The 26,472-nt window shown below is 69.9% G+C and carries 20 protein-coding genes; 11 read left to right on the top strand and 9 right to left on the bottom strand.

All coding sequences use genetic code 11. The annotated features are described in order from the left end of the window. The first annotated feature begins 128 nt into the window (after positions 1 to 128). Genes OC550_RS04265 through OC550_RS04255 form a run of 3 tightly spaced genes read left to right on the top strand, consistent with a single transcriptional unit; the run spans position 129 to position 3,945 of the window. Complete coding sequence (locus OC550_RS04265; protein WP_262104057.1) at positions 129 to 1,148, top strand: ABC transporter substrate-binding protein; 1,020 nt, start codon at positions 129 to 131, stop codon at positions 1,146 to 1,148. A 47-nt stretch (positions 1,149 to 1,195) separates the two neighbouring features. Continuing rightward, the gene (gene hutH, locus OC550_RS04260) at positions 1,196 to 2,797 is read left to right on the top strand and encodes a histidine ammonia-lyase (protein ID WP_262104056.1); all 1,602 of its coding nucleotides are present in this window, start codon (positions 1,196 to 1,198) and stop codon (positions 2,795 to 2,797) included. Between the two features lie 59 nt (positions 2,798 to 2,856). Then, positions 2,857 to 3,945 (top strand): sialate O-acetylesterase, encoded by a 1,089-nt coding sequence (locus OC550_RS04255; RefSeq protein WP_262104055.1) that lies wholly within the window; start codon positions 2,857 to 2,859, stop codon positions 3,943 to 3,945. Between the two features lie 45 nt (positions 3,946 to 3,990). On the opposite strand, the gene OC550_RS04250 is transcribed toward OC550_RS04255, so the two are convergent. The 3 genes from OC550_RS04250 to tdh are packed head-to-tail and all read right to left on the bottom strand — an operon-like array spanning position 3,991 to position 7,308. Then, on the bottom strand, positions 3,991 to 5,034 hold the full coding sequence (locus tag OC550_RS04250; protein WP_262104054.1) for a DUF695 domain-containing protein: 1,044 nt from the start codon (positions 5,032 to 5,034) through the stop codon (positions 3,991 to 3,993). Next, positions 5,034 to 6,251, bottom strand: a complete 1,218-nt coding sequence (locus tag OC550_RS04245) for a glycine C-acetyltransferase (protein ID WP_262104053.1) — start codon at positions 6,249 to 6,251, stop codon at positions 5,034 to 5,036. The genes OC550_RS04250 and OC550_RS04245 overlap by 1 nt, the downstream gene beginning before the upstream one ends. A 10-nt stretch (positions 6,252 to 6,261) precedes the next feature. After that, on the bottom strand, positions 6,262 to 7,308 hold the full coding sequence (tdh, locus tag OC550_RS04240) for an L-threonine 3-dehydrogenase (protein WP_262104052.1): 1,047 nt from the start codon (positions 7,306 to 7,308) through the stop codon (positions 6,262 to 6,264). A 145-nt stretch (positions 7,309 to 7,453) separates the two neighbouring features. Between tdh and OC550_RS04235 the strand changes: the two genes are divergently transcribed. The 7 genes from OC550_RS04235 (at position 7,454) to OC550_RS04205 (ending at position 17,389) form a co-directional block, all read left to right on the top strand. Continuing rightward, positions 7,454 to 8,662, top strand: coding sequence for a cytochrome P450 (locus tag OC550_RS04235; RefSeq protein ID WP_262104051.1), 1,209 nt, complete (start codon positions 7,454 to 7,456; stop codon positions 8,660 to 8,662). A 144-nt stretch (positions 8,663 to 8,806) separates the two neighbouring features. Beyond that, the gene (locus tag OC550_RS04230; protein WP_262104050.1) at positions 8,807 to 10,186 is read left to right on the top strand and encodes a GAF domain-containing protein; all 1,380 of its coding nucleotides are present in this window, start codon (positions 8,807 to 8,809) and stop codon (positions 10,184 to 10,186) included. A 64-nt stretch (positions 10,187 to 10,250) separates the two neighbouring features. After that, the gene (locus OC550_RS04225) at positions 10,251 to 11,795 is read left to right on the top strand and encodes a DHA2 family efflux MFS transporter permease subunit (RefSeq protein ID WP_262106246.1); all 1,545 of its coding nucleotides are present in this window, start codon (positions 10,251 to 10,253) and stop codon (positions 11,793 to 11,795) included. Positions 11,796 to 11,897: 102 nt separating this feature from the next. Further along, positions 11,898 to 13,421 carry an aldehyde dehydrogenase family protein gene (locus OC550_RS04220; RefSeq protein ID WP_262104049.1) on the top strand — a complete coding sequence of 508 codons (1,524 nt, stop codon included), beginning with the start codon at positions 11,898 to 11,900 and terminating at the stop codon, positions 13,419 to 13,421. 15 nt (positions 13,422 to 13,436) lie between these two features. Continuing rightward, positions 13,437 to 13,844 (top strand): DUF779 domain-containing protein, encoded by a 408-nt coding sequence (locus OC550_RS04215; RefSeq protein ID WP_262104048.1) that lies wholly within the window; start codon positions 13,437 to 13,439, stop codon positions 13,842 to 13,844. A gap of 314 nt (positions 13,845 to 14,158) precedes the next feature. Next, complete coding sequence (locus OC550_RS04210; protein ID WP_262104047.1) at positions 14,159 to 16,318, top strand: glycogen debranching N-terminal domain-containing protein; 2,160 nt, start codon at positions 14,159 to 14,161, stop codon at positions 16,316 to 16,318. A 15-nt stretch (positions 16,319 to 16,333) separates the two neighbouring features. After that, entirely contained in the window at positions 16,334 to 17,389 is a 1,056-nt protein-coding gene (locus OC550_RS04205; RefSeq protein WP_262104046.1) for a glycosyltransferase family 4 protein, read from the top strand. 91 nt (positions 17,390 to 17,480) lie between these two features. On the opposite strand, the gene OC550_RS04200 is transcribed toward OC550_RS04205, so the two are convergent. The 6 genes from OC550_RS04200 to OC550_RS04175 form a co-directional block, all read right to left on the bottom strand. Beyond that, complete coding sequence (locus tag OC550_RS04200; protein ID WP_262104045.1) at positions 17,481 to 18,380, bottom strand: aminoglycoside phosphotransferase family protein; 900 nt, start codon at positions 18,378 to 18,380, stop codon at positions 17,481 to 17,483. Positions 18,381 to 18,574: 194 nt separating this feature from the next. After that, positions 18,575 to 20,089, bottom strand: coding sequence for an Asp-tRNA(Asn)/Glu-tRNA(Gln) amidotransferase subunit GatB (gene gatB, locus OC550_RS04195; RefSeq protein WP_262104044.1), 1,515 nt, complete (start codon positions 20,087 to 20,089; stop codon positions 18,575 to 18,577). Further along, on the bottom strand, positions 20,089 to 21,615 hold the full coding sequence (gene gatA, locus OC550_RS04190; RefSeq protein WP_262104043.1) for an Asp-tRNA(Asn)/Glu-tRNA(Gln) amidotransferase subunit GatA: 1,527 nt from the start codon (positions 21,613 to 21,615) through the stop codon (positions 20,089 to 20,091). The genes gatB and gatA overlap by 1 nt, the downstream gene beginning before the upstream one ends. 4 nt (positions 21,616 to 21,619) lie before the next feature. Continuing rightward, positions 21,620 to 21,916: an Asp-tRNA(Asn)/Glu-tRNA(Gln) amidotransferase subunit GatC gene (gene gatC / locus OC550_RS04185; RefSeq protein WP_005268888.1), complete on the bottom strand. Its 297-nt coding sequence runs from the start codon at positions 21,914 to 21,916 to the stop codon at positions 21,620 to 21,622. Positions 21,917 to 21,957: 41 nt separating this feature from the next. After that, positions 21,958 to 22,491, bottom strand: coding sequence for a GNAT family N-acetyltransferase (locus tag OC550_RS04180; RefSeq protein ID WP_262104042.1), 534 nt, complete (start codon positions 22,489 to 22,491; stop codon positions 21,958 to 21,960). Positions 22,492 to 22,796: 305 nt separating this feature from the next. Beyond that, positions 22,797 to 23,504, bottom strand: a complete 708-nt coding sequence (locus tag OC550_RS04175) for a hypothetical protein (protein ID WP_262104041.1) — start codon at positions 23,502 to 23,504, stop codon at positions 22,797 to 22,799. A gap of 1,193 nt (positions 23,505 to 24,697) precedes the next feature. Here OC550_RS04175 and OC550_RS04170 point away from each other — a divergent pair. Continuing rightward, positions 24,698 to 26,371, top strand: coding sequence for an HNH endonuclease signature motif containing protein (locus OC550_RS04170; RefSeq protein ID WP_262104040.1), 1,674 nt, complete (start codon positions 24,698 to 24,700; stop codon positions 26,369 to 26,371). Positions 26,372 to 26,472 lie beyond the last annotated feature (101 nt).

Raw genomic sequence — 26,472 nt, 5'->3', positions numbered from 1 at the left:
TTGACCGGCAATACTGTTGCACGAAAAGCATTGACGCGGCGCCGCGCCCTCTGTACCTTTCAGTTAGCAGTCTTGGCGTTTTACAGAACGAAATACCCCTACCGCCCTTCGGCATATCGGGAGCACACATGGTGACACAGTCCTCGGCCCTCAGGTCCGTCCGCCGCCGCACCGCTGCGGCCGCCGCAGCAGCCGCAGCCACCCTGGTACTAGCGGGCTGCGGCGGAGGCAGCCCGTCCTCCAACAATTCGGCCCCGGCCACGGGCAGCGAGGGCTCCGGGAACCTGGAACAGGTCAGCGTCGGGCTCATTCCCATCACGGACGTCGCCCCCGTCTACCTGGGCATCCAGGAGGGCTACTTCGAGGATGAAGGGATCGACCTCGAGGTCCAGCTGGCGCAGGGCGGGGCCGCCATCGTTCCGGCTGTCATGACCGGCGAGTACCAGTTCGGCTACTCGAACGCCGTCTCGCTGCTGGTCGCACAGGACAAGGGGCTGCCGATTTCCGTCGTCTCCAACGGCTCCAGCTCCACGAATGAAGCCGGACAGGACGTCACCGAGGTCGCCGCCATGCCGGAGAGCGGCATAAAGGACGCCGCCGACCTGTCCGGAAAGACCGTGGCCGTCAATGCCCTCAACAACTTCGCCGACGTCACCATCCGCAACTCGATGGAGCAGGCCGGCGCCGATCCGCAGAGTGTTGACTTCGTCGAGATGCCCTACCCGAACATGCCGGCCGCCCTCGAGCGCGGCGACGTTGACGCCGCATGGACCACCGAGCCGTTCCGCACGCAGATCCTCGACGCCGGCGGCACGATCGTGGCCAGCCCGATGACCGACCTGGCCGACAACTTCGACTCCGCCTTCTACTTCGCCTCCCAGGAGACCCTGCAGAAGAACCCCGAACTCGTGGAGCGTTTCCGGCGAGCGCTGGCCAAGTCCTTCGAGTTCGCCGCCGCCAATGACGACGAGGTGCGCACCATCATCCAGGACTACGCAAAGATCACGCCCGAGCTGGCCGGCAAGGTGGAAATGTCCACGTGGCACGAGGACGTGAACATGGACGCCCTCCAGAAGCTGGGCACCGCGGCCAAGAAGTACGGTGTCCTCGAAAAGGAGCCCGACTACCAGGCCCTGATCGCCGAGTGAAAACCCGACTTGAGCATCATCCCCGCCCGCAGCATCCGAAAGGCACCATGACCACCCCGGCTACCACTCCGGCCCCCGTCGCGGCCACCGTCACCGTCTCCACCGGCCCGCTCTCCCCCGCCGAGGTGGTCTCCGTCGCCCGCCACGGCGCCCGGGTCGAGCTGAGCGACGCTTCGCTCGCGGCGATGGCGGAGTCCCGCGCCGTCATCGAGGCCCTGGTCACGGACGACAAGCCGCACTACGGCGTCTCCACCGGCTTCGGCGCGCTCGCCACCCGGCAGATCCCCCTCGAGCAGCGGACGCAGCTCCAGCGCAGCCTGATCCGCAGCCATGCCGCAAGCTCCGGCGCCGAGGTGGACCGGGAGGTAGTCCGCGGGCTGATGCTCAACCGGCTGGCCACCATGGCGACCGGCCGCACCGGGGTGCGCCCCGCCGTCGCGCAGGCCTATGCCGGCATCCTCAATGCCGGCATCACGCCCGTCATCGGCGAATACGGTTCGCTGGGCTGTTCCGGTGACCTCGCGCCGCTGGCCCACTGCGCCCTCGCCCTAATGGGCGAAGGCCAGGTGCGCACGCACGACGGCGGTCTGGCGCCGGCCGCGGACGCGCTGGCTGCCGCGGGGCTTGAGCCGGTGGAACTGCGGGAAAAGGAGGGCCTGGCGCTGATCAACGGCACGGACGGCATGCTCGGCATGCTGCTCATGGCGGCGGACGACCTTCACCGGCTGCTGAAGACGGCGGACCTCGCGGCCGCGATGAGCATCGAGGGCCTGCTCGGCACGGACGACGTGCTGGCCGAGGACCTGCACGCGCTGCGCCCGCACCCGGGACAGATCAGCGCGGCGTCGAACATGCGCCGGATCCTGGCCGGCTCGGACCTGGTCGCGGGGCAGAAGGAAGCGGGCGGCAACGCACACCGCTTCACCCGGGTGCAGGATGCCTACTCGCTGCGCTGCGCCCCGCAGGTACACGGCGCGGCCCGCTCCACCCTGGCGTACGCCGAGTCCGTCGCCGGCTACGAACTGGCCTCAGCGATCGACAACCCGGTGGTCACGGTGGACGGCCGAGTGGAGTCGAACGGCAACTTCCACGGCGCCCCGGTCGGCTACGTGCTGGACTTCCTGGCCATCGCGGTGGCGGACCTGGCCTCCATGAGCGAACGCCGCACCGACCGCTTCCTGGACGCCGCGCGCAGCCACGGGCTGAACGCCTTCCTGGCCGGCGATCCCGGCGTGGATTCCGGCCACATGATTGCGCAGTACACCCAGGCCGGCATCGTCTCCGAGCTCAAGCGATTGGCCAACCCCGCCTCGGCCGATTCCATCCCGTCCTCGGCGATGCAGGAGGACCACGTCTCCATGGGCTGGGCCGCCGGGCTGAAGCTGCGCCGGGCGGTGGACGGGCTAACCCGCGTGCTGGCGGTCGAGCTGCTGACCTCGGCCCGGGCGCTGGACATGCGCGACGGCGGCGTCGACACCTGCCGCAGTTCGCCCGCCATCGCGGCGGCCCGGCGCCAGATCCGCAAGGTCGTCGAGGGACCGGGTCCGGACCGCTACCTGGCCCCGGAGATCGAAGCCGTCCGCGTACTGGTCGCCGGAGGCACGCTCCTCGAGGCCGTCGAGCAGGAGCTGGATTCGCCGCTAAGCTGATTCCTGTGTCCGGCCGGCAGCCTCAACGCCGGCCGTCGCTGCGCGGGAGGGGGCGCTTCGTGGAACCAGACCAGTCCGAGCCGGCCGCAGAGGGCAGGCAGATTCCGAGTCGCCGCACGCTGCTGCAGCGCGCCGTTCCCATCATCGCCGTCGGCCTGGGCGCCGGGACCGCCGGTGCGGCCGCGACCCACGCCGCCACGGGCGCCCCGGGCCTCCCGGGCAGTGGGCCCACCGTGCCGCCGTCGGACGAGGACATCGCGCGGCTGGTCGCCGATCCATCCTCGGCCACGCACCGCGCCCTCGCGGAACTCCTCCGCCCGGCCGCCGCGGGCGGCCAGGCCGCGGGCCTCCCCGCCCCGAAGAACGGCCGGACCGATCCGCGCAAGGCCGGCGCCGACGTCGTGCTTCTGGTCGGCCAGTCCAACATGCAGGGCGCCGGGCTGCCCTACGATCCCGCGCTCGACGCCGGGTTCGACGGCGTCGAGCAGCTCGCCGGTTCGGGGCCGTACGCGGGCAAGGTGCTCCCGGCCGAGGACTCGCTCTTCCACGTCACCCAGTACCTGTTCGGCGGATCGCCCGCGGTCGGGCCGGGGATGGAGTTCGGCCGCCAGCTCTGGCTCCACCAGGAGGCGGACCGCAAGGTCCTGCTCGTGCCGGCGGCCCGCGGCGGCACCGGCTTCGCGGGCAACGCGGACTACAGCTGGGACCCGGACAACAAGGCCGCGGCGGTCAACCTGGCCCGCCGCGCCGCGGACGCCTGCGCCCGGGCGCTGGCGCTGAACCCGTCCCACCGGCTGGCGGCGATCCTCTGGCACCAGGGCGAGGCGGACGCCATGGCCCGGGTGGACGAACGGTGGTACCGGCGGAAGCTGCTGCAGCTGATCGACCTGTTCCGCGCGGAGCTCGGGCCGGTGCCGTTCCTGGCCGGCGGAATGGTGCCCGAGTGGGTCGTCGCCAGCCCGTCGGCGCGCGGCATCGACCGCGTGCACCGCGCCATCTCCTCGGAACGGCCACTGACGGCCTTCGTCGAGGGACCGCAGGGGGCCGCGACCGCCGGCGACACCATCCACTACAGCGCCGCCGGTGCGCGCGAGCTGGGCCTGCGCTACTTCCGCGCCTACAGCAAACTGACCGGCGGCCTCAGCTAGCGGGCCCGCCTCTTTCCGGCGCCGGGAGGGGCCGCCTGCCGGGACTCAGCGCAGCCGCAGGTGCTTCACCGAGGACCAGGACGGATCCATTTCGGCGCCCACGCCGACCTGCCCCTCCGGCCAGTCCACGCTGCCGGCCTCCAGCTGCCAGGCGGCCGAGGTGGTGGAGTCCACGTAGAAGTGCAGGGTCCGGCGGCCGGGCGTGGTCTCCGTCGCCACGAGCCTGCCGTCCGCGCCCAGGCCGGCGGAGAGTGCTTCCTCCAGCTCCTGCAGCCGCTGCGCCGAGGTGCCGCCGGGCTGGCCGCCGCCGAGTTCCGTCTGGTAGGCCAGCCGGATGGCCACGTGCTGGTCGAAGTCCGGCCAGAAGGCGGAGACCAGCGGGACCTGGACGACGGCGGTGATCGGCTCCCCGTCCACGGCCACCCCGTGCAATTCCTCCCAGATCGGCTGCCCGTGCTCGTCCAGGGCGCCGGCGCGCAGCCGGTCGACGACCTCCCGCAGGCCGGTGAGCGGGATGTCCTCCGGATGCGGCTGCAGCACCGGCTCGACGATGCCGATCCAGGCGGCCGCATCCGCCTGCCCGATGGCGTGGTCCAGCATCACCGAGACCGGCAGCATGCGCTTGTTCTCGGGGAGCTGCGCCAGGTTGGGGTGGTAGACGGCGATGTCCGCGGAGTAGCGGTTGAGCAGCAGCCGCACGCGGAAATCCTCGGCCGCGAAGTCCTCGCCGGAGATGCCGAGCGTGAGCTCTTCGAAGTCCGCGGCCGCCTGCCGCCGGTCCGAGTATTCCCAGTGCAGGTCCGGGGCCGGGGCCGCCTTCAGCACGCGGCGGGCCAGCGCGGCCTGGGCGGGCTGCTCGGCGAAGATCACCAGCTCGTGCTCCGCCACCGACCCGGTGCCCAGCTCCCAGGCCAGGCCCCGGCTGATCCGCGAGATCCGCTGGTTCAGCCGCTTGACGTAGGGATCGGCGAAGCCCTCGCCGCCGGTGCAGATCTTCGCTGCCGCCTCGTCCTCCCACCACTGCCAGAACGCCCGCACCATCGCGTCCTGCGACGGCCGGCGTTTCTTGAGCCGGTGCCGCAGTCCCATCAGCCCCCGCCTATCGCCGCACGGGCCGCCACGAAGGCAGCGACGCACTGCTCGACGTCGCCCTTGCTGTGCGCGGCGGACAGCTGCACGCGGATCCGGGCCGCGTCGCGGGGCACCACGGGGAAGCTGAAGGCGGTGACATAGACGCCGCGCCGGAGCATCTCCTCAGCGGTCTTCGCGGCGAGCACGGCGTCGCCGAACATGACCGGGACGATCGGGTGCTCGCCCGGCAGCAGGTCGAACCCCTCCTCGGCCATCCGGCTCCGGAACAGCGCGGCGTTCTCCCGCAGCCGGCCGCGCAGTTCCCCGGAGCCCGCCACCAGATCGAGTGCCCGCAGCGTGGCGGCGACGATCGCCGGGGCCACGGAATTGGAGAACAGGTACGGCCGGGCGCGCTGGCGCAGCATCGCGACGATCTCCGCGCGGCCGGACACGTAGCCGCCGGAGGCGCCGCCGAGGGCCTTGCCGAACGTGCCGGTGTAGATGTCCACGCGGTCCGCGACGCCCGCGTGCTCGGGCGTGCCGGCGCCGCTGTCCCCCATGAAGCCGACGGCGTGCGAATCATCCACCATCACGAGGGCGTCGTACTGCTCGGCGAGGTCGCAGATGGCGCGCAGCGGGGCCAGGTAGCCGTCCATGGAGAAGACCCCGTCGGTGACGATGACCCGCCGCCTGGCGCCGCCGCCGTCGTTCATCTGCGCAGTTTCCCGCAGCCGCGCCTCCAGCTCCGCCATGTCCCGGTTGGCATACCGGTAGCGTTGCGCCTTGGACAGCCGGATCCCGTCGATGATCGAGGCGTGGTTCAGCGCATCCGAGATGATGGCGTCCTCGGGGCCGAAGAGCGCCTCGAAGACGCCGCCGTTGGCGTCGAAGCAGGAAGAGAACAGGATGGTGTCCTCGGTGCCGAGGAACTGCGAGACCCGCCGCTCCAGCTCGAGGTGCTTGTCCTGCGTGCCGCAGATGAAGCGGACGCTGGCCATGCCGAAACCGCGCTCGTCCAGCGCCGTCTTCGCGGCGGCGATCAGCTCCGGATGGTCCGCCAGGCCCAGGTAGTTGTTGGCGCAGAAGTTCAGCACCTCCGCCGCCGCCGAGCCGGCGCTGCCGGCGGTGATGTGGCTGGACTGCGGGGAGGTGATCCGGCGTTCGGCCTTGAACAGCCCGGCGTCGCGGATCCCCTGCAGCTCCGCGGCGAGCTGATCCTTCATGGCTGTGTACATCGGCCCTCCTTCAGATCCGGGTCCAGTCCAGGACGACTTTGCCGCCGGTGCCTTCGCGCGCGGTCTCGAACCCGGCGGCCCAATCGGAGGCCGGCAGCACGTCCGTGATCACCCCGGAGACCGACTCATGCAGCTGCCGGTTGGACTGGAGCATCGCGCTCATCGCGTACCAGGTCTCGAACATTTCGCGCCCGTAGATGCCCTTGAGCGTGAGCATGTGCGTGACCACCTTGCCCCAGTCGACGGCGATCTCCTCGGCGGGCAGGCCAAGCAGCGCTATCCGTCCGCCGTGCGTCATGTTGTCGATCATCTCGCGCAGCGCCGACGCGCGGCCACTCATTTCCAGGCCGATGTCGAACCCCTCGGCCAGGTGCAGCCGGGCCTGTGCTTCGTCCAGGTGCATGCGGCCGACGTCCACGGCCATGTCGGCTCCCATCCGCTTGGCCAGTTCCAGCCGAGAGGCGGAAACGTCCGTGATCGCGATCTTGCGCGCGCCGGCGTGGCGTGCCACCGCTACCGCCATCAGGCCGATGGGCCCGGCCCCGGTGATCAGCACGTCCTCGCCGACCAGCGGGAAGCTCAGCGCGGTGTGGACGGCATTGCCGAACGGGTCGAAGATGGCACCCAGTTCGGGCGTGATGGACTCGTCGTGGTGGACCCAGGCGTTGGTGTCCGGGATGACGACGTACTGGGCGAAGGCCCCGTCCCGCTGGACTCCGACGCTGATAGTGCGGATGCACATCTGCCTTCGGCCGGCCCGGCAGTTCCGGCAGGTCCCGCATACGATGTGGCCCTCGCCGGAGACGCGGTCCCCGACCTTGACGTCCTGCACCAAGTGGCCGGCCTCCACGACCTCGCCGTAGAACTCGTGGCCGGGAACCAGCGGCGTGGGGACATTCGCCTGCGCCCAGGGATCCCACGCCTGGATGTGCAGGTCGGTGCCGCAGATGCCGGTGGTCATGACGCGGATCTTCACGTCCCTGTCGCCCGGCACCGGCTCGGGCCGGTCGACGAGCTCGAAGCCCGGCTGCGGACCGGATTTGAACAACGCCTTCACGCAATTCCCTCCCGGGAGGTCTTGGCCGTGCGGTTACCGTCCTTGTACCCACTCTACGTAAAGACGGCGCCGGCGTGCCCCCTTCGTACGGACTGGTCCGGCTGGGCTAGGGTGGAGGCCACCTAAGACAGGCGGAGGGGCGCAGATGGCGGAAGTGCTGGACTATCGGGCCGCGACGATTTGCAGCGAGGACCCGTATTCGGACGCGAACCTGGCGGACCCGTACCCGCTGTTCGAGCGCATGCGCTCGGCCGGCCCCGCGGTCTACCTGGAGAAGTACGGCGTCCTCGCCTTCACCCGCTACGCCGAGTGCCGCGACATCCTAGCCGACCCCGCGACCTTCATCAGCGGGGCCGGGGTGGGACCTCGGAACCTGCACCGGGAGCCGTCGTGGAAGCCGCAGGGCATCCTGGACTCCGACCCGCCCGTGCACACCCGGCTGCGCAAGGCGATGGCCTCCGTCATCTCGCCGAAGGGCGTCCGCGCGCTCCGGGCCGGCTTCGAGGCCTACGCCGCGGAACTGCTGCCGAAGCTGCTGGCCCGCGGCACCATCGACGGGGTCAAGGACCTGGCCGAGGCCTTTCCGCTGCGGGTCTTCGGCGATGCCGTCGGCATTCCGCGCGAGGGCCGGGCGGAGAACCTGGTCAGCCAGGGCGCGATGAGCTTCAGCTACTTCGGCCCCGAGGACGAACGGCAGCGACGCTTCGTCGAGCAGGGCGCCGGCACTTTCGAATGGGTGATGGACCGCACCGCCCGGCACAATCTGGCGCCGGGCGGTCTGGGCGCCCGGCTCTGGGAGATCGCGGACGCCGGCGGAATCGGCGCAGACGAGGCGCCGCTGCTGGTCCGCGCGCTGCTCTCCGCCGGGCTGGACACCACGGTCATCGGGCTCGGCAACGCACTCAAACTGCTGGCCGGGCACCCGGACGAGTGGGCCCGGATCCGCAGGAACCCCCGGCTCACCAAGTTCGCGATCGACGAGGTGCTCCGCTTCGAGTCGCCCTTCCAGTCCTTCTTCCGCACCACCGCGGAAGACACCGTGTTCCGCGGAATGCGTATCCCGGGCGGCACCAAGATCGTGCTCTTCCTCGGCGCCGCCAACCGGGATCCCGTGCAGTTCGGCCCGGACGCGGACCGGTTCCGGGTCGAGCGTGATGCCTCCGGCATGATCGCGTTCGGCACCGGGATCCATCGCTGCGTCGGGCAGCCGCTCACCCGGCTCGAAATGGAAGTGGTGCTCGACTGGCTCGCCGCGCACGTCGAACGCCTCGAGCCGGCCGGCGAGCCGCTCCCCTACCTGCACAACACCCTGAAGGGCTGGGAGGCGCTGCCCCTGCGCCTGGTTCCGGCATGACCGTCCCACGCCGGCCTCCCGGCCCGAGCATCCCGCCTTCCGCCGTGCACCGCCGACGCCGGCCGGCGTCCTTGCCTTCGCAGGTAGACTGTGAGGCGTGCCACTTTTACGAAGGTGCGGGGGGACTGTGTGAGTGGAGCGAAGGTGCGTTCTCAACTGCAACCCGGCGCGCGGCCTGCGCAGCGGCAGGCGTACGCCGCCCATGAGCTGCTGGACCAGGCCGCCGGCGGCGTCACCCGCCGGCTGGCCCGCTATGACGGTACTGAGGACGGCGCCTTGCTGGGCGGTGACTTGCTGGACGGCGTGCGCGAGGTGGTCCGCGCTTCCTGGCAGCGCTCGCTGACCTTCGCCGATCCTGACTCGGCGCTGGCCCGGGTGGATCTGGCCGAGGACGATTTCCGGGCGTACCGGCTGAACCACCCGCTGGCCGGCGTCATGCCCGTGGTCCGCAGGCTCCTGGTCGAGCCCAGCCACGAATCCGGGATGCTGGTGGCCGTCGGCGACGAACACGGGCGGCTGCTCTGGGTGGACGGCGATTCCGCCCTGAAGCGCCAGGCCGAAGCGATGCACTTCGTCGCCGGCGCCGACTGGTCCGAACGCACCGTCGGCACCAGCGCTCCGGGCACGGCCCTGGCTGTAGGCCGCGGCGTCCAGATTTCCGGGGCCGAGCACTTCAGCCGGATCGTCCACCCGTGGAGCTGCACCGCCGTGCCGGTGCGCGACCCGGACACCGGCGCGGTCATCGGCGTCGTGGACATCACCGGCCGGGAGCAGGCCGTCGCCGCCCATACCCTGTCCCTGGTGCAGGCCACCGTTGCCGCCGCCGAGGCACAACTTCGGATCCACCGGCTCGAGCAAGGCACGCGCCTCCGCCGCACCCCCGCCCCGCCTGCCCGCAGCGCCGATGGTTCCGGCAGCCGCCGGCAGCTGCGGCCGTCACCCACGCTGAAGCTAACCGGCCGGGACCAGGGCCTGCTGGACATCGGCGGCCGCAGCATCGAGCTGTCGCTCCGGCACACCGAGATCCTGGCCCTGCTGGCGCTCCATCCGGCCGGGCTGAGCGCCGGAGAGCTGGCAGCGCTGCTCTATCCCGACGCCAGCAGCACCACCCTGCGGGCGGAAATGGTGCGGCTGCGCAAGGTCCTCGGCGCCGCGGATCCGCAGGCGATCCCGCAGTCCCGGCCCTACCGGCTGCCGGTTCCGCCAGTCCTGGATGCCCGGCAGGTCCTCGACCACCTGCGGCGCGGCGCGCACCGGCTGGCCCTCAGCCACTACCGCGGCACCGTGCTGCCCGCGTCCGAGGCGCCCGGCATCATCCGCCTCCGCCGGGAGGTGAGCGCCACCCTGCGCGAGGCGGTGCTCAGCGACGCGTCGCCGGAGACCCTGCTGCGTTACCTTGAACTTCCGGAAGCCGAGTACGACGCCGAGGGGTGGCGTGCCGCGCTCCGCCTCCTTCCGCCCCGGTCGCCCAGGCGGTCCGCCGTCGTGGCCCACCTGCAGTGGATCGAAGCCGAGCTCGGCTGACCTGCAGCACAGGAACGCGTGATAGGTTCCTGCAGTGGCTACCCCCGTACGCCCGTGGCCGGCCATGTGGTCACTGGTCATCGGCTTCTTCATGATCCTCGTCGACACCACCATCGTGTCCGTCGCCAATCCCGCCATCATGCGCGGCCTGGCTACCGACATCAACTCGGTAATCTGGGCGACCAGCGCCTATCTGCTCGCCTACGCCGTCCCCCTGCTGATCACCGGGCGGCTCGGCGACCGGTTCGGCCCGAAAAACCTGTACCTGACCGGCCTGGTCATGTTCACGCTGGCGTCGGCCTGGTGCGGTTTCGCCAGCGACATCCGGATGCTGATCCTCGCCCGCGTCTTCCAAGGACTCGGCGCCTCGATCATGACGCCGCAGACCATGGCGGTGATCACCCGGATCTTCCCGCCGGACCGGCGCGGGCAAGCGATGGGCTTGTGGGGCGCGGTGGCAGGCCTGGCCGCACTCACTGGTCCGATCGTGGGCGGCCTGCTCGTCGACTCGCTGGGCTGGGAATGGATCTTCTTCGTCAACGTGCCCGTGGGTTTCCTGGCCTTCGTGATGGCCTGGCGCTTCGTGCCGTCCCTTCCCCGGCACTCCCACCGGTTCGACGTGCTGGGCGTGCTGCTCAGCGCCACGGGCATGTTCCTGCTGGTGTTCGGCATCCAGCAGGGCGAGACCTACAACTGGGGAACCATCGCCGGACCGCTCACCGTCTGGACCCTGGTCGTCGGCGGACTGATCGTCCTGGCGCTCTTCGTGCTCTGGCAGTCCAGCAACCGCAAGGAACCCCTGCTGCCGCTGAAAATTTTCCGCGACCGGAACTTCTCCCTGGCCAACGGCGGCATCAGTACCGTCGGGTTCGCCGTCACGAGCATGTCGCTGCCGCTGATCTTCTTCTACCAGAGCGTCCTCGGCCTCACGCCGACCCAGTCCGCGCTGATGCTCGCTCCCACCGCGGTCATCTCCGCCGGGCTGGCGCCCGTGGTCGGTCGGTTGATCGACCGGTTCAACCCCAAGTACTTCGCCACCACGGGGCTGCTGCTGATGGCCGGCGGACTGGCCTGGTACGCGTTCCTGCTGACTCCGCAGACCGCAATCTGGCTGCTCCTGCTCCCCGCCGCGGTGCTGGGACTGGCCAACGCCTGCATCTGGGGCCCGCTGTCCACCACGGCGACCCGCAACCTGAAGCCAGCCCTGGCCGGCGCGGGCTCCGGCGTCTACAACACCACCCGCCAGATCGGTGCCGTCCTCGGCAGCGCCTCCATCGCCGCCCTCATGCAGGCGCGGCTCGCCGCGGAACTGCCCGGCGGCGGGTCCTCCGGAGCCCCCGCCGAGGGCGGTTCCGCTGTCCTGCCAAACGCCCTGCACGACGGGTTTGCCGCGGCGATGGGCCAGTCCCTGCTGCTGCCCGCGGTTGTCGCAGTTGCCGGCGCGCTCATTACGGTCTTCTTCGCGAAGCCGCAGCCGGTCTCCGGCTGGGACCAGGAGGAGGCGACCGCCGCCGAAGCCGCGGACCCGGCGTCGTCCCCGTCCCCCATTGCCGCGCGCCCGCCGTCGTCCCCCGAGGCCGGCACCGGACGGGCGGCCAAGCGGCACTGAGGGCAACCAGTTGCAACGTCCGTGCAACGTTGCCCGTCCTAGGCTGTCTGCTACGAGTCCGAGGTCAACGATGCCCGGCTCGAGACTGCTGAAGGAGTAGCAATGACTGTTTACGCACAGCCCGGTCAGGACGGTTCGCCGGTCAGCTTCAAGCCCCGCTACGAGAACTGGATCGGCGGAGAATGGGTGGCCCCGGTCAAGGGCCAGTACTTCGAGGACATCTCCCCCGTGACCGGCAAGCCGTTCTGCGAGGTCGCCCGCGGCACAGCAGAGGACATCGACCTCGCCCTGGACGCCGCGCACAAGGCGGCACCGGCCTGGGGCAAGACCTCGGTGGCCGAGCGCGCGGCAGTGCTGAACCGGATCGCCGACCGGATCGAGGAGAACCTCGAGCTGCTCGCCGTCGCGGAGACCTGGGACAACGGCAAGGCCGTCCGGGAGACCCTCGCCGCGGATATCCCGCTGGCCGCCGACCACTTCCGCTACTTCGCCTCCGCCGTCCGGGCCCAGGAGGGCCGGCTGTCCCAGCTGGATGACGACACCACCGCGTACCACTACCACGAGCCGCTCGGCGTCGTCGGCCAGATCATCCCGTGGAACTTCCCCATCCTGATGGCTGTCTGGAAGCTGGCCCCCGCGCTCGCGGCGGGCAACGCCGTCGTCCTCAAGCCCGCGGAACAGACCCCGGCGTCCATCCTGGTGCTGATGGAACTCATCGCCGATATCCTGCCTGCCGGCGTGGTCAACGTGGTCAACGGCTTCGGCGTGGAGGCCGGCAAGCCGCTGGCGTCCAGCCCGCGGATCCGCAAAATCGCGTTCACCGGCGAGACCACGACCGGCCGGCTGATCAGCCAGTACGCGTCGCAGAACCTCATCCCGGTCACGCTGGAGCTGGGCGGCAAGAGCCCCAACATCTTCTTCTCCGACGTGGCGGCCGAGAACGACGCGTTCTACGACAAGGCGCTGGAGGGCTTTGCGCTCTTCGCCTTCAACCAGGGCGAGGTCTGCACCTGCCCCTCGCGCGCGCTGGTCCAGGACTCGATCTACGACTCCTTCATGGCGGACGCGCTGGCCCGCACCGGGAAGATCATCCAGGGCAACCCGCTGGACACCGACACCCAGATCGGCGCCCAGGCCTCCAACGACCAGCTGGAGAAGATCCTCAGCTACATGGACATCGGCAAGCAGGAGGGCGCCAAGGTCCTGATCGGCGGCGAGCGCAACATCCTCGACGGCGACCTGGCCGAGGGCTACTACGTGAAGCCGACGGTCTTCGAAGGCACGAACAACATGCGCATCTTCCAGGAGGAGATCTTCGGGCCGGTGGTCTCGGTGACCCGGTTCGGCGACTACGCGGAGGCCATGGAAATCGCCAACGACACGCTCTACGGCCTGGGCGCCGGCGTCTGGAGCCGCAACGGCAACGTTGCCTACCGTGCCGGCCGCGAGATCCAGGCCGGCCGGGTGTGGGTCAACAACTACCACGCCTACCCGGCGGGCGCGGCGTTCGGCGGCTACAAGTCCTCGGGCATCGGCCGCGAGAACCACGCGATGATGCTGGACCACTACCAGCAGACGAAGAATCTGCTGGTCAGCTACAACGAGAACAAGCTCGGCTTCTTCTAGGATCGGGGCACGGGCATGGAGCAAAATTCCGACGCTCACCTCCGGGCCGCCGCGGTCATTCCCGGCGAAGATTTCTCCCGGGTCTCGCTGACCCCGGCCGCGGTGTCGCTGCTGGAGAAGCTCCGGGACCGCCACGGCCCGCTGATGTTCCACCAGTCCGGCGGCTGCTGCGACGGCTCCTCGCCGATGTGCTATCCCGCCGGGGACTTCATCACGGCCGAGGCCGACGTGCTGCTGGGAACCTTCGGGCTGCCCGGCGGCGAGAGCCTGGATTTCTGGATGTCGCGCGAGCAGTTCGAATACTGGAAGCACACCCATCTGACCGTGGACGTGGTGGACGGACGCGGCAGCGGCTTCTCCGTCGAGGCGCCGGAGGGCAAGCGGTTCCTCATCCGCTCCGCGCTGATCGACAGCCGGAGCTGAACCGCAGGCGCCGGGAGGGCGGCCGGACCGAGAGGTCCGGCCGCCCTTTTGGTGCGCGCCGCCGTCGTTCTCATCCTCACCAAGTGCCCGCCGCCTTGGTGACCTCCCCCATTCCCTGTCCGCTAACGACGGCGGGTGCGCACCCTTTTGCTGAGGTGCTTTTGGTGCTTTTATGTAGGGGGGCCCAAAACCCAAACATCGGAGCACCACGTGGCCGGTCAGCTGTTCAGGATTTTTCGTTCCGCTCGCCGCCACGATCTGCCGGATGTGGGTAGACGTTTCAGCCGCGGCCCTGGGCACGGGCAGGTCCGGCCATGACCGGCTGGAGCGAGGAAAACACCGCCGGTTCCGCCGGTGAAGGCGCTGTGACGCTGCTGGAAGGGACCTCCTTCTGCATCTCCTTCGCCAACGGCGACATGACTCCCGACCGGCCTCACGGCTTCTTCTTCCGCGACACCCGCTTCGTATCGGACTGGCTGCTGACCATCAACGGACATCCGGTCGAGCCGCTCGAAGCGATCTTGTACGAACCGTACCGAGCCGTCTACATCGGTCGCGCCCTGCGCACGGACGGGCTGGCGGACAGCCACCTGCTGGTGGAGCGGCGCCGGATCCTGGACCACGGCGTGCAGGAAGAAATCGTGGTGAGCAACTACTCGCGCGAGGCGGCCACCTGCCGGATGGAGTTGAGAGTCGGTGCGGATTTCGCCGACCTCTTCGAAGTGAAAGCCGGCCTGAAGGAGATCACCCACGCCCAGGCGGCCGAAAGCCGAGCGGACAAACTCATTATCGAGTCGGAGGGCCTACCGATCTCGGCCCGGATCATCGTCGCGGCCGAGGGCGCCGACATCGTTGGCAACTGCCTCAGCTACGACATGGTGATACCTGCCCAGCAGAATTGGACGGCCAAGATCACGGCCCTGCCGACCCTGGAGGCGGATCGGCCGGTCGACGATGTGCTGGCGACCCACCGGCAGGTTCGTTCCTCCCTGCCCGAAGAGCGGCTGATGGAGTGGCGGCGGAACGCTCCGCTGGCGAGGATGGACAACAAGGACTACGAGCAGGTGCTGGATCAGAGCCAGGCGGACCTCGGATCCCTACGGATCTTCGACCCGGACCACCCGGGCCGGGTCGTGGTGGCGGCCGGCTCGCCCTGGTTCATGGCGCTCTTCGGCCGGGACTCGCTGCTCACCTCCTTCATGTGCCTGCCCCTCGACCCGTCCCTGGCGCTCGGAACCCTGCAGACCCTGGCGGAGCGGCAAGGCACGGAGGTCGATCCGCGCAGCGAGGAGGAGCCGGGCAAGATCCTTCACGAAGTACGCTTCGGCTCCAGCGTCGGCCATCTCCTCGGCGGCGAAAACGCCTACTACGGCTCGATCGATGCCACGCCCCTCTTTGTCACGCTGGCCGGCGAACTGACGCGCTGGGGCTTCTGGTCTGAGATCCACGGTTCTCTCCTGCCAACCATTGACAGGGCCCTGGACTGGATCAGCCGATACGGCGACGCCGACGGCGACGGCTTCGTCGAGTACCAGCGGGCCACGGACAAGGGCCTGCTGAACCAGGGCTGGAAGGACTCCTGGGACGGTGTGAACTTCGCGGACGGGCGGATGGCAACGTCTCCGATCGCCCTGTGCGAGGTGCAGGGCTACGTCTACTCGGCCTATATCAGCCGCGCGCTGATGGCGCAGTCCGCCGGCGAGCCCGAGCTCGCCGCCGCATGGGCCGCCCGCGCTGCCGCCCTGAAAAAGGAGTTCAACGAGCGGTTCTGGCTGGAGGACAAGGGCTACTACGCCATCGCGCTGGACAACGACAAGCGCCCGGTCGATTCGTGCGCCTCCAACATGGGGCATTGCCTGTGGAGCGGCATCGTCGACGATGACAAGGCAGGGCTTGTGGCCCGCCGGCTGATGTCGGACGAGATGTTCTCCGGCTGGGGCGTGCGGACTTTGGCGACCGACATGGGCGCGTACAACCCGGCCAGCTACCACAACGGCTCGGTGTGGCCGCACGACAACGCCCTGATCGCGGCGGGGCTAATGCGCTACGGCTACATCGACGAGGCCCTGCGGATTGCCCGCGGCCTGTTCGCGGCGGCCAGCGCCTTCGGGGGGCGGCTGCCGGAGCTGTTCTGCGGACTGGAGCGCGCCACCTATCCGGTGCCGATCCCCTACCCCACGTCCTGTTCGCCACAGGCCTGGGCGGCGGCGACGCCCGTGCACCTGCTGCGGGTGATGCTCGGGTTCGACCCGTGCATCACGCACGACGGGGTGTGGCTCGCGCCGCGGATACCGGAGGAAATGGGCCGCCTGCAGATCAGCAACGTTCCGTTGGCTGGCTCCCGCATTTCGCTAACGGTCAACGACGGGCAGACGGATGTCCAAGGGATTCCCGAAGCCATCACGCTGCACCGCAGAGCACGCAAACCACTGGCGGACCTACTGGAGGTCCAGGGGAGCCAGGCCGGAAACTAGGGCAGGAGTATTGCAATGCGCATCGGCATCGTCGCGCCCCCATGGATCACGGTTCCGCCGGCGCGCTACGGCGGCATCGAAGCCGTGATCGACGCGCTCGCCAGGGAGTTTCTCGCCGCCGGGCACGAGGTCCTGCTGGTAGCGGCCGAGGGAAGCGACTGTCCGGTCCCGCAAGTCCCCGGCCTTCCCGGCGCGCGGCTGACCGTCCTCGGGGCCGGCGTTGACGAGCTGGCGCATACGGTCCTGGCCCACGAAGCGCTGGCCGGCGTCGTCGATATCATCCACGACCACACCCTCGCCGGGCCCCTGTCCCGCCACCGCCCGCCCGGCATCCCGCTCGTCACCACCGCGCACGGCCCGCTGAACGGGGCCTTCCGCACGGTCTACCGGGCCATCGCGCAGGACGCTCCCCTGATCGCCATCTCCCGGCACCAGGCGATGACCGCCCCGGAGGTTCCCGTCCGCCAGGTCATCCACCACGGCATCGACGCTTCATGCGTCCCGCTCGGCCGGGGCGACGGCGGGTATGCCTGCTTCCTGGGCCGCATGCACCCGGACAAGGGCCCGCTGCAGGCCATCGAGATCGCCCGCGAGGCCGACGTGCCGCTGCGCATCGCCGCCCGAGTGGCGGAGGATGTCGAGCGCGAGTACTTCGAGACGGTCATCAAGCCGCTGGTCAAAGCGCCCGTCGAGTTCGTCGGCGAGGTGAAAGCCGAGGAGAAGTACAGTCTGCTGGGCGGCGCCGTCGCGCTGCTGAATCCGATCCAGTGGCCGGAGCCCTTTGGCATGGTAATGATCGAAGCCATGGCAGCCGGCACACCGGTAATCGCCACGCTGCAAGGCTCCGCGCCGGAGATCGTGGAGGACGGCGTGACCGGCTTCCTGCGCGGCGGGAACCACCAGCTCGCGGCGGCGCTCCAGCAGGCGGAGACGCTGGACCGGGCGCGGTGCCGCAAGGTGACCGAGACCTACTTCAGCGCGGCGCGGATGGCGGAAGAACACCTGCGGCTCTTTGCCGAAGTGATCGACCACCAGCCGGGCCGCCGCGGCAGCCCCGCACGGGCCTCCTGACAACTTCGCCCGTCTGCCGCGGCTCAAGTTGCCCCGGCCCCTCCCGCCGGGCCTCCCCAACAGGGCCCTTCCGCACGAGCCTCTGGCTGGCTCAGTCCGTGAGGACCTGGGTCAGCACCTCTTCACCCATCCTGCGGATTGCCGGATGATCCTCCGACGCGTCCAGCATGGCGGTAGCCATGGCCAGCGCCCAGCCCCGCGCGCGGACCCACGTGGGTTCGTCGACGGCAGCCGCCGAGCCGATGCGCGCCGAGTCGATCCGGTCCCTGAAGCCGCGCCGCCCGGCCGCGTCGAAGACCAGCCAGGCCGCCGCGAGGTCCGTGGCGGGGTCCCCCGCTGCCAGGTCGCCGAAATCGATCACCGCCGCGAGCCGGCCCCCGCGCAGGATCAGGTTCTCCGGGTGCAGGTCCCCGTGCAGCCACACCGGCTCCCCGGTCCACGGCGGGGCCGCGCTGAGCTCCCGCCACAACCGACCAGCCTGGGCCGCGTGCGGGACCAGCCCGCCCGCGAGCCGCCGGCGCACCTGCGGATCCCGGGTCGGCAGCGGAACACCGCGCACGGGATTGCGCGGCGCCTCCGGCGGGGCCGGACGGTGGAACGCGGCCACGAACTCCGCCAGGCCGCCCGCTGCCCGGCGCCGCTGCCCCGGGGAGACGCGTGCCGCCGTCGTACCTTCGATCCACGGGACCACGGACCACGGCCAGGGGAAGAACGACGACGGGGCGCCGCACCGCAGCGGCGCCGGCGTCGCGACGGCCAGCCCCGCGGTGAGCTCCGGCAGCCAGCGCTGCTCGTTGCGCAGCAGCGGCACGGCCGCTTCCCGGCGCGGCAGCCGCACCGCGAGGTCATCGCCGAGACGGAACACGGCGTTGTCCCAGCCGTTCGCCGCCAGCCGCAGCGGCAGCCCCGCAAGGTCCGGGGCCTGCTCGGCGAGCAGCCGCCGCACCAGCGGGACATCGATCTCCAGGTCTGCTGCGGGCATGAGGGCCATGCCCCCCATTATTCCCGCCGCCGAACCCGCCGATCCCGCCGACTTGAACCCGCCGGCGCGGGAGCCGGCCCGCGCCCGGTCCTGCGGCTTAACCCAACCGCTCCGGTTTGGTCCTCCCGCTCCACCTCGAAGCGGAGCGGCGGCTCCGAAACGGAGCACGGGACCAAACCGGAGCAGGTCCGGTGCTACGGGGCTTACCCCTGGACGCCGAGGCGTTCGAAGATCAGCTCGCGGACACGGCCGGCGTCGGCCTGTCCCCGGGTGGCCTTCATGACCCCGCCGACGATGGCGCCGGCGGCCTGGACCTTGCCGCCGCGGATTTTCTCCGCGACGTCGGGCTGGGCGGCGAGGGCAGCGTCGATGGCCTCGAGGAGGGGGCCGTCGTCCGATACCACGGCCAGGCCGCGCTTGGCGATGACTTCCTCGGGCGTGCCTTCGCCGGCGAGGACGCCGTCGAGAACCTGGCGGGCCAGCTTGTCGTTGATCTTGCCGGCCTGGACCAGCTTGTCCAGCTCCACGATCAGCTCGGGGGTCACGCCCACGTCCACCGGATCCACTTCGGCTTCCTTGGCGCGGCGGGAGATCTCGCCCATCCACCACTTGCGGGCGGCGGCGGCGGAAGCACCGGCGGCGATGGTCTCCTCGATCGCGTCCATCACGCCGGCGTTGAGCACATCGCGGAACTCCGCGTCGGAGTAGCCCCAGGCTGCCTTGAGCTTCTTGCGCCGCTCGGCCGGCGGCTCGGGCAGCCGGCTGCGCAGCTCCTCGATCCACTCCGGGGTGGTGACGACGGGGACCAGGTCCGGCTCCGGGAAGTAGCGGTAGTCGTCCGCGTCCGACTTGGGCCGGCCTGAGGTGGTGCTGCGGGTGTCCTCGTGCCAGTGCCGGGTTTCCTGCGTGACCTTGGCGCCGGAGTCCAGCACCGCGGCGTGCCGCTGGATCTCGAAGCGGACGGCGCGCTCGACGGAGCGCAGCGAGTTCACGTTCTTGGTCTCCGAGCGGGTGCCGAACGTCGTGGTGCCCTTCGGCATCAGCGAGACGTTGGCGTCGCAGCGGACGTTGCCGCGTTCCATGCGCGCATCGGAAACACCGAGGTTCTTCACGATCTCGCGGATGGCGGCGACGTACGCTTTGGCCAGCTCGGGTGCGCGGGAGCCGGCTCCGACGATCGGCTTGGTGACGATCTCGACCAGCGGCACGCCGGCGCGGTTGTAGTCCACCAGCGAGTACTCGGCGCCCTGGATGCGACCGGTCGCGCCGCCCATGTGGGTGAGCTTGCCCGCGTCCTCTTCCATGTGCGCCCGCTCGATCTCGACGCGGAACACCTCGCCGTCCTCGAGTTCGATGTCGAGGTGGCCGTCGTAGCAGATCGGGTCCTCGTACTGGGAGGTCTGGAAGTTCTTCGGGGTGTCCGGGTAGAAGTAGTTCTTCCGGGCGAAGAAGCAGGACTCGGCGATCTTGCAGTTCAGTGCCAGGCCGATCATGATCGAGTATTCGACCGCGGCCTTGTTGACCACCGGCAGCACACCCGGCAGGCCGAGGTCCACCGGGGAGACGGCAGTGTTCGGTTCGTCGCCGAAGATGTTCGGGGCGGCGGAGAACATCTTGGTCTTGGTGTTGAGCTCCACGTGGACCTCGAAACCGAGCACCGGGTCGTACTTCTCCATGGCCTCATCGAAGGACAGGATTTCGTCCGTAACAGCGGTCATTAGTTGGCTCCTGACATGGTTTCGGCGGTGCTGGCGCTCAGGTCGGGGACCTGGGCCAGCAGCGGCCCGCCCCACTTCTCCTCCAGCAGCGATTCGAGCACGTGGCCCACCCGGTACAGCCGGGCGTCCTCACGCGCCGGGGCGAGGAACTGGATGCCCACCGGCAGCCCGTCCGCCAGGCCGCCGGGAACGGAGATGCCGGGCACGCCGGCCAGGTTCGCCGGGATGGTCGCGACGTCGTTCAGGTACATGGCCAGCGGATCGTCGAGCTTCTCCCCCAGTTTGAAGGCCGTGGTCGGCGCCGTCGGCGAGATCAGGACGTCCGCCTGCGCGAACGCGGCGTCGAAGTCTCGCTGGACCAGGGTGCGGACCTTCTGCGCCGAACCGTAGTAGGCGTCGTAGTAGCCGGCCGAGAGGGCATAGGTGCCCAGGATGATGCGGCGCTTGACCTCGTCGCCGAAACCGGCGGCACGGGTCGCGCCCATGACCCGCTCGATCGTCAGCGGGCCGTCCGTCGGCAGGACCCGCTGCCCGTACCGCACGCCGTCGAACTTGGCCAGGTTGGAGGACGCCTCGCTCGGCATGATCAGGTAGTAGGCACCCAGCGCGTAACGGAAGTTCGGGCAGGAAACCTCAACGATCTCCGCCCCCGCGCCGCGCAGCAGCTCCAGGGACTCGTCGAAGCGCTCCTGGACACCGGCGTCGTACCCCTCGCCCTGAAGCTCGCGGACCACGCCGATCCGCAGCCCGCGCACGTCCCCGTTCCGCGCGGCCTCGGCCAGCGCACCCACGGGATCGGTCAGGGACGTCGAGTCGTGCGGATCGTGGCCGCCGATGACCTCGTGCAGCAGCGCCGAGTCCAGCACCGTGCGCGAAACCGGGCCGATCTGGTCCAGCGAGGAGGCCATGGCGATGGCGCCGTAGCGCGAGACCCCGCCGTAGGTCGGCTTGACGCCGACCGAGCCGGTCACCGAGGCGGGCTGCCGGATGGAGCCGCCGGTGTCGGTGCCCAGCGCAAGCGGGGCTTCGAAGGCCGCGACGGCAGCCGCGGACCCGCCGCCCGAGCCGCCGGGGATCCGGTCCAGGTCCCACGGGTTCCGGGTCGGGCCGTACGCGGAGTGCTCGGTGGAGGAACCCATTGCGAACTCGTCCAGGTTGGTCTTGCCCAGCATCGGCATCTTCGCCGCGCGGATCTTCCTGATCACCGTCGCGTCGTACGGGCTCATCCAGCCCTCGAGGATCTTCGAGCCGGCCGTGGTCGGCTGGCCGACGGTGACGATCAGGTCCTTGATGGCGATCGGGACGCCGGCCAGCACGGGCAGGTCCTCCCCGGCGGCACGGGCCTTGTCCACGTCTGCCGCGACGGCCAGCGCTTCCTCAGTGTTGACGTGCAGGAAGGCGTTGACGCTGCCGTCCACCTCGGCGATGCGGTCAAGGTGCGCCTGCGTGACCTCGACGGAGGAAACCTCCTTGGCGGCCAGCAGTTCGGCCAGCCGCGCGGCGCTGTTACGGATAAGTTCTGTCATGTCTTTACTCCTCGTCCAGGATGGCGGGGACCTTGAAGCGGCCGTCGGCCGAATCCGGCGCGCCGGACAGCGCCTGCTCGTTGGTCAGCGTCTCGCCGACAACGTCTTCGCGGAACACGTTGGTCAGCGGGATCGGGTGGGATGTGGCCGGCACGTCGTCGCCGGCGGCCTCCTGGACGGATTTGATCGAGTCAACGATGACATCGAGCTCGCCGGCCATACGGTCCAGCTCAGCGTCGGTCATCTCAATGTGGGCCAGCCGCGCTAGATGCGCCACGGCCTCACGGTTGATCTCAGACATGAGTCTCCTACGCGGATTGATTGGGTTTTCTACCAACCAGTCTACTGGCGCGCCGGATCGGCCGGGCGCGCTGCACAGCAGGCCAGCGGCTTCACGAACACCAGCAGCGCAATATCCTCGTCCGGCACCTTCCAGTCGCGCCCGGGCTCGCGGACGAACCCGAGCGATTCGTAGAGCCGGTGGGCGCCGCGCATGTTGTCCACACTGGTCAGGCTCACCGAGTGGATGCCGGGAAGGGTCTGCGCATAATCGAGGATGGCCTGCACCATCGCCCGTCCCACGCCGCCGCGCTGCAGCTGCGGATCCACCGCAAGCATCCTGAACTCCAGCTCCCCCGGGCGGGCGATGTCCGAGTACTCCTGGCCCTCCAGCGTCAGCGCGACCGAGCCGGCGATCCGCCCGTCCACCTCGGCCACCCACACGATCGCATGCTCGGCACGGTGGGCAACGTCACCCAAGGTCTCAAGGTATTCGTCTTCCTCGCGCAGATGCCCGCCGGAAAGGTACGCCTGGCGGGTAATCCGGGCAACGTCGTCGTAATCGGCTGCAGTCGCGGGGCGGATGGTGATGCTCATGAAGCGGCTAAGGTCCTTCGGCAATCGGTGGAAGTACGACGGCGGCCTGCCGCCGTTCCATTCTGCCTCACCCCCGGCAGCGCCCAGTGAGGGTCTCGGCAGCCCCGGCCGGCCAGGCCCTCCAGCCAGCGGCTGATGGCACCAGCTAGTCAGCCCAGCATGGCCAGGCCCTCCTGTCAGCGCCACAAGCAGCCAAGCCCGCCAGTCAGCGCCACAAGCAGCCAAGCCCTCCAGCCAGCGCAGCCGCTGATGGCACCAGCCAGTCAGCCCAGCAAGCGGAGACGGCCCAGCGTCCTGCACAACGGCTACGACGTGCGGGCGCTGTCCGGCCCGTCCCGCAGCGGCGCCAACTGCGGAGCCACCCGCCGCTCGAGCGCCGCCACGGCCTCCGGTGGCAGGGCTAGCAGCCCGTCCAGTTCCTTCCGCGCCCGACGGTACGCCAATTGACGTTCAGCCGAGGTGCCTGCGCTGTCCACAGCAATGGTCAGCAGCCGCCGGGCAGTATTGAGCCGCTGGCGCTCCGGACCGCTGAAGTGCTGATCCTTGATCCGGCGGGCCTCCCGCTCGGCAATCTCGAACGCAACCTCGTAGGCACGCACGGCATCGCGGTACTCCTGCAGCCGTTCCGCCGTGGAGATGTCCTCCGCGACGGCCGGCCTCAGCCCATCCGCGGCGCGCTTGGCCCGGAGGAACCCAACCGTGAGGGGTTCGCGCACGTCCGACATCATCGGATAGTCGATCAGCTTGGCCACGTCTAGCTCGTACTCCAGCCAGCGGGCGTTCACGGCAGCATGATCCGCCATGACTGCTGCCGTGTCACGGCGAAGCTGGTCCAGCCATGCCGCCGCGCTGTCCCTGCGCTCACGCTCAGCACGCGCCTCCGCCTCGCGGCGTGCCTTGTGCTTCAGGTGTTTCCGGCGACTGCGGTGGAACTTCTGCCCCATACCTGAGAACACGGCGAAGCCCACCCAGATCATCCACCAGGGAAAACCATCCGAGAAGAGCTCATTCATCGCCGCTCACCATTACATGGTGGCATGCACCCGGCACGGGCTCAATGCCGCCCGCGGCAGGTTCACCCATCCCGGGCGACCGCCCGTGCCACCTCCCCGGGCCAGCGGGCTGCCGTGCACCCCGGAGACCTGGCTTCAGAAGGCCTCCCGAGCTCGGCGGGCTGCCCTGCACCCCGGCGACCCGGCCACCTTGCTTCCGAACGCCTCCCCGAGCTCGACGGGCTACCCTGCACCCCGGCGACCCGGCCACCTTGCTTCCGAACGCCTCCCCGAGCTCGACGGGCTACCCTGCACCCCGGCCACCTGGCTTCCGAACACCTCCCCGGCCTCAGCGGCCACCCTGCACCCGAAGATCTGGCTTCCGAACACCTCCCCGGGTTCGGACTCCTCCGGCCACCCCGTTTTTGCCCTCCACGTAGACATCGGTTGGCTTACTTCTCCACAACTGAAAAATCCGGGCCGAATCTGTCAGTAGCGGCTTATAGCGTGGGGACATGGAAAAGGTTCCAGAGGAACGGTATGAGGCGTGGATGTTCAGTCCCGCGCCCGCGCTCACTCGTGAGGGCCGCTTCTCCGTCTTCGAATATCAGCTGCATAAGGCCCTGCTCGAGCAGTGGCTGCGCAGCATGTACCCCGGCAGTGGCACCCGCCCAACGAAACCCCACGACCCCTCACCGCGCCGAAGCAACCGCGCCATCGCCGCCGGTAAGAAGGACGGCGGAATTACTGTTCCCATCGACGGGCCGAACGACGAGGAGCCCGACGCCTCAGCAACGGGCCCGGTTTCTAATACGCCTGCACCTGCCACGGACGGCGAGAGCGGCTATTCACAGGATGTCCCGGGGCCAGAAGCGTCTGACAAAGGAGTCGCATCGGTTTCCGCACCCAGCGAAGGCGAGATGAGGTCCGCGCCAGCCCTGCCGCAGGCTGATCGAGAGCCGAGCCCATCCCAGGGTGAAGCTCAACCCGTAGGGCCCCAAGTCGACCCTGCGGCGCCTCAGGCTCCCTCTGGAGCTGGCGCCGCCGCAATCCCTGTTCCTTCTCCGCCCGCCGAGGAAACCGGAACCCCGGGCCCACAACACACGGCCGAACCTCCCCTGGCTGCGTCCGGTCGGGCGGAGCCCGTTTCCGCTGATCCCCTGGCAGCGTCCGAGCCGGTACCGGCGGCGGGTGAGGCTGGGGATGGGGATGAGGTGCCGGATTGGGCGTTGTCGCCGGCCCGGCGGGTGGAGCGGGAGCGGGCCAGGGAGGCGGCCCGGCCGAAGCCGCCGGCGTTGGTGGAGCACGGTCCGGTGGAGTGGTTTCAGGCGTGGCGGGACATCGCACCCCTGGATCTGGCCGTCATTTTGGCGCGGCAGGACCTGTCCGGACTCTCTGACGGGGTGCTGCTGGAGTACCTGGCCGCGGTGGAGAAGGCCACGGCGTGGTTGCAGTCGCTGCGGGTGGTCGGGCTGGCCGAGTTCGCCGGCCGCCGGACCGAGCCCGGGTCCCCGCTGATGGGCCCGGAGGGCTACGAGCAGGGCACGGTGAAGGAGCTCAGCGCGCACCTGCACCAGTCCCGGAACACGCTGGCCCCGCAGCTGGCGGACGCGGTCCAGCTCTGCGGGCACTTCCCGGGCACGGTGGCGGCGATGGGCGAAGGGCGGGTGGATTTGGGGCGGGCGAGTGCGATCGTGCGCGGCTCCCGCGACCTGCCCGCCGCCGTACTGGCCGAGTACGAGCAGGCGGTTTTGCCGGAGGCGGAGCACGTGGTCCGCGAGACCGTGCAGGACCGGGCCCGGACGGCACGGCACCGGCTGCACCCGCAGACCCTGGACGAACGGCATACGAGGGCGATGGAGCACCGCGGGCTCTGGTTCCGGCCGCAGGAGGACGGGATGGCCGAACTGAGCGTGCATACCGGCGCGGATACCGCGATGGCCGTCTACAACCTGGTGCAGGAGCACGCGAAACACCTGAAAACCCTCGACGGGGAAACCCGCACCCTGGCCCAACTGCGCGCCGACGTCTTCACCGACCTCTGCCTCCGACCCCTCACCCCGGCAGCCCCCGCCGCCAACGGAACCGACGGCCTTGCCGACGGCGGCAGCAGCCGCGGCTCGGCGCCCGGAAACGGAAACAGGAACGGGGTGGGGAGCGGGACGGATTTCAGGGCCGCCGTCCTCCCGCCGGCCGGCGGGAACGGGGCCGGAACGGACACGCTCGCCGGCGTCACGGACGGCCGCTTCGGCGCCGCGGCCGGTGACCCCGCTGCCGGTGCCGCCGCCCAGGTCGGTGACGCCGTTGCCGGTGCTGCCTGTGCCGGTGAGGTGTGGGGCGGCGGGAACGTGAAGGCGTTTGTCGCGGTGACGATCCCGCTGGCGACCGCAGCGGGCGGGGACGAGCCGGGCGAGCTGGCCGGGTACGGGCCGATCCCGCCCGGGATGGCGCGAAGGATCGCGGGCCTGGCGAAAACGTGGCTGCCGGTCATCACCGACGAACACGACAAAGCCGTGATGGTGGCCCGCGAGATGCGGCACCCGCCCGAATGGCTCAAACGCCACGTGCGTTTACGCGACGGGACCTGCCGGGGCCTGGGCTGCCGGACGCACTGGAAGCACTGCGAGTTCGACCACACGCAGGCGTGGGAACACGGCGGCAAAACCGAACTGGACAACCTCGCCCTGCGCTGCAAACCCGACCACCTGTCCAAGCACAACGACGGGTGGCACACCACCCAGGAACCACACGGGGTCATCCGCCACCAAACCAGGACCGGACAGACCTACACCAGCTACCCGGACGGGTCCTGGATCTCCCACGGCATCACACCGCCACCGCCCCCGCCACCGGACCCCTTCACCGACACCACACCGCCACCCTTCTAGAACCGGGAAGCGTCCCGAATCGTTGCTGAATCCTGCTCGTGAAACCGCAAGAGGACACGGGCGCTATGAGCGGAGAGTCTCCACAATCAGACCAGGAACAC

Source organism: Arthrobacter sp. Marseille-P9274 (genome assembly GCF_946892675.1).
Lineage (GTDB): Bacteria > Actinomycetota > Actinomycetes > Actinomycetales > Micrococcaceae > Crystallibacter.
This window is presented reverse-complemented; position numbering and strand designations above follow the sequence as displayed.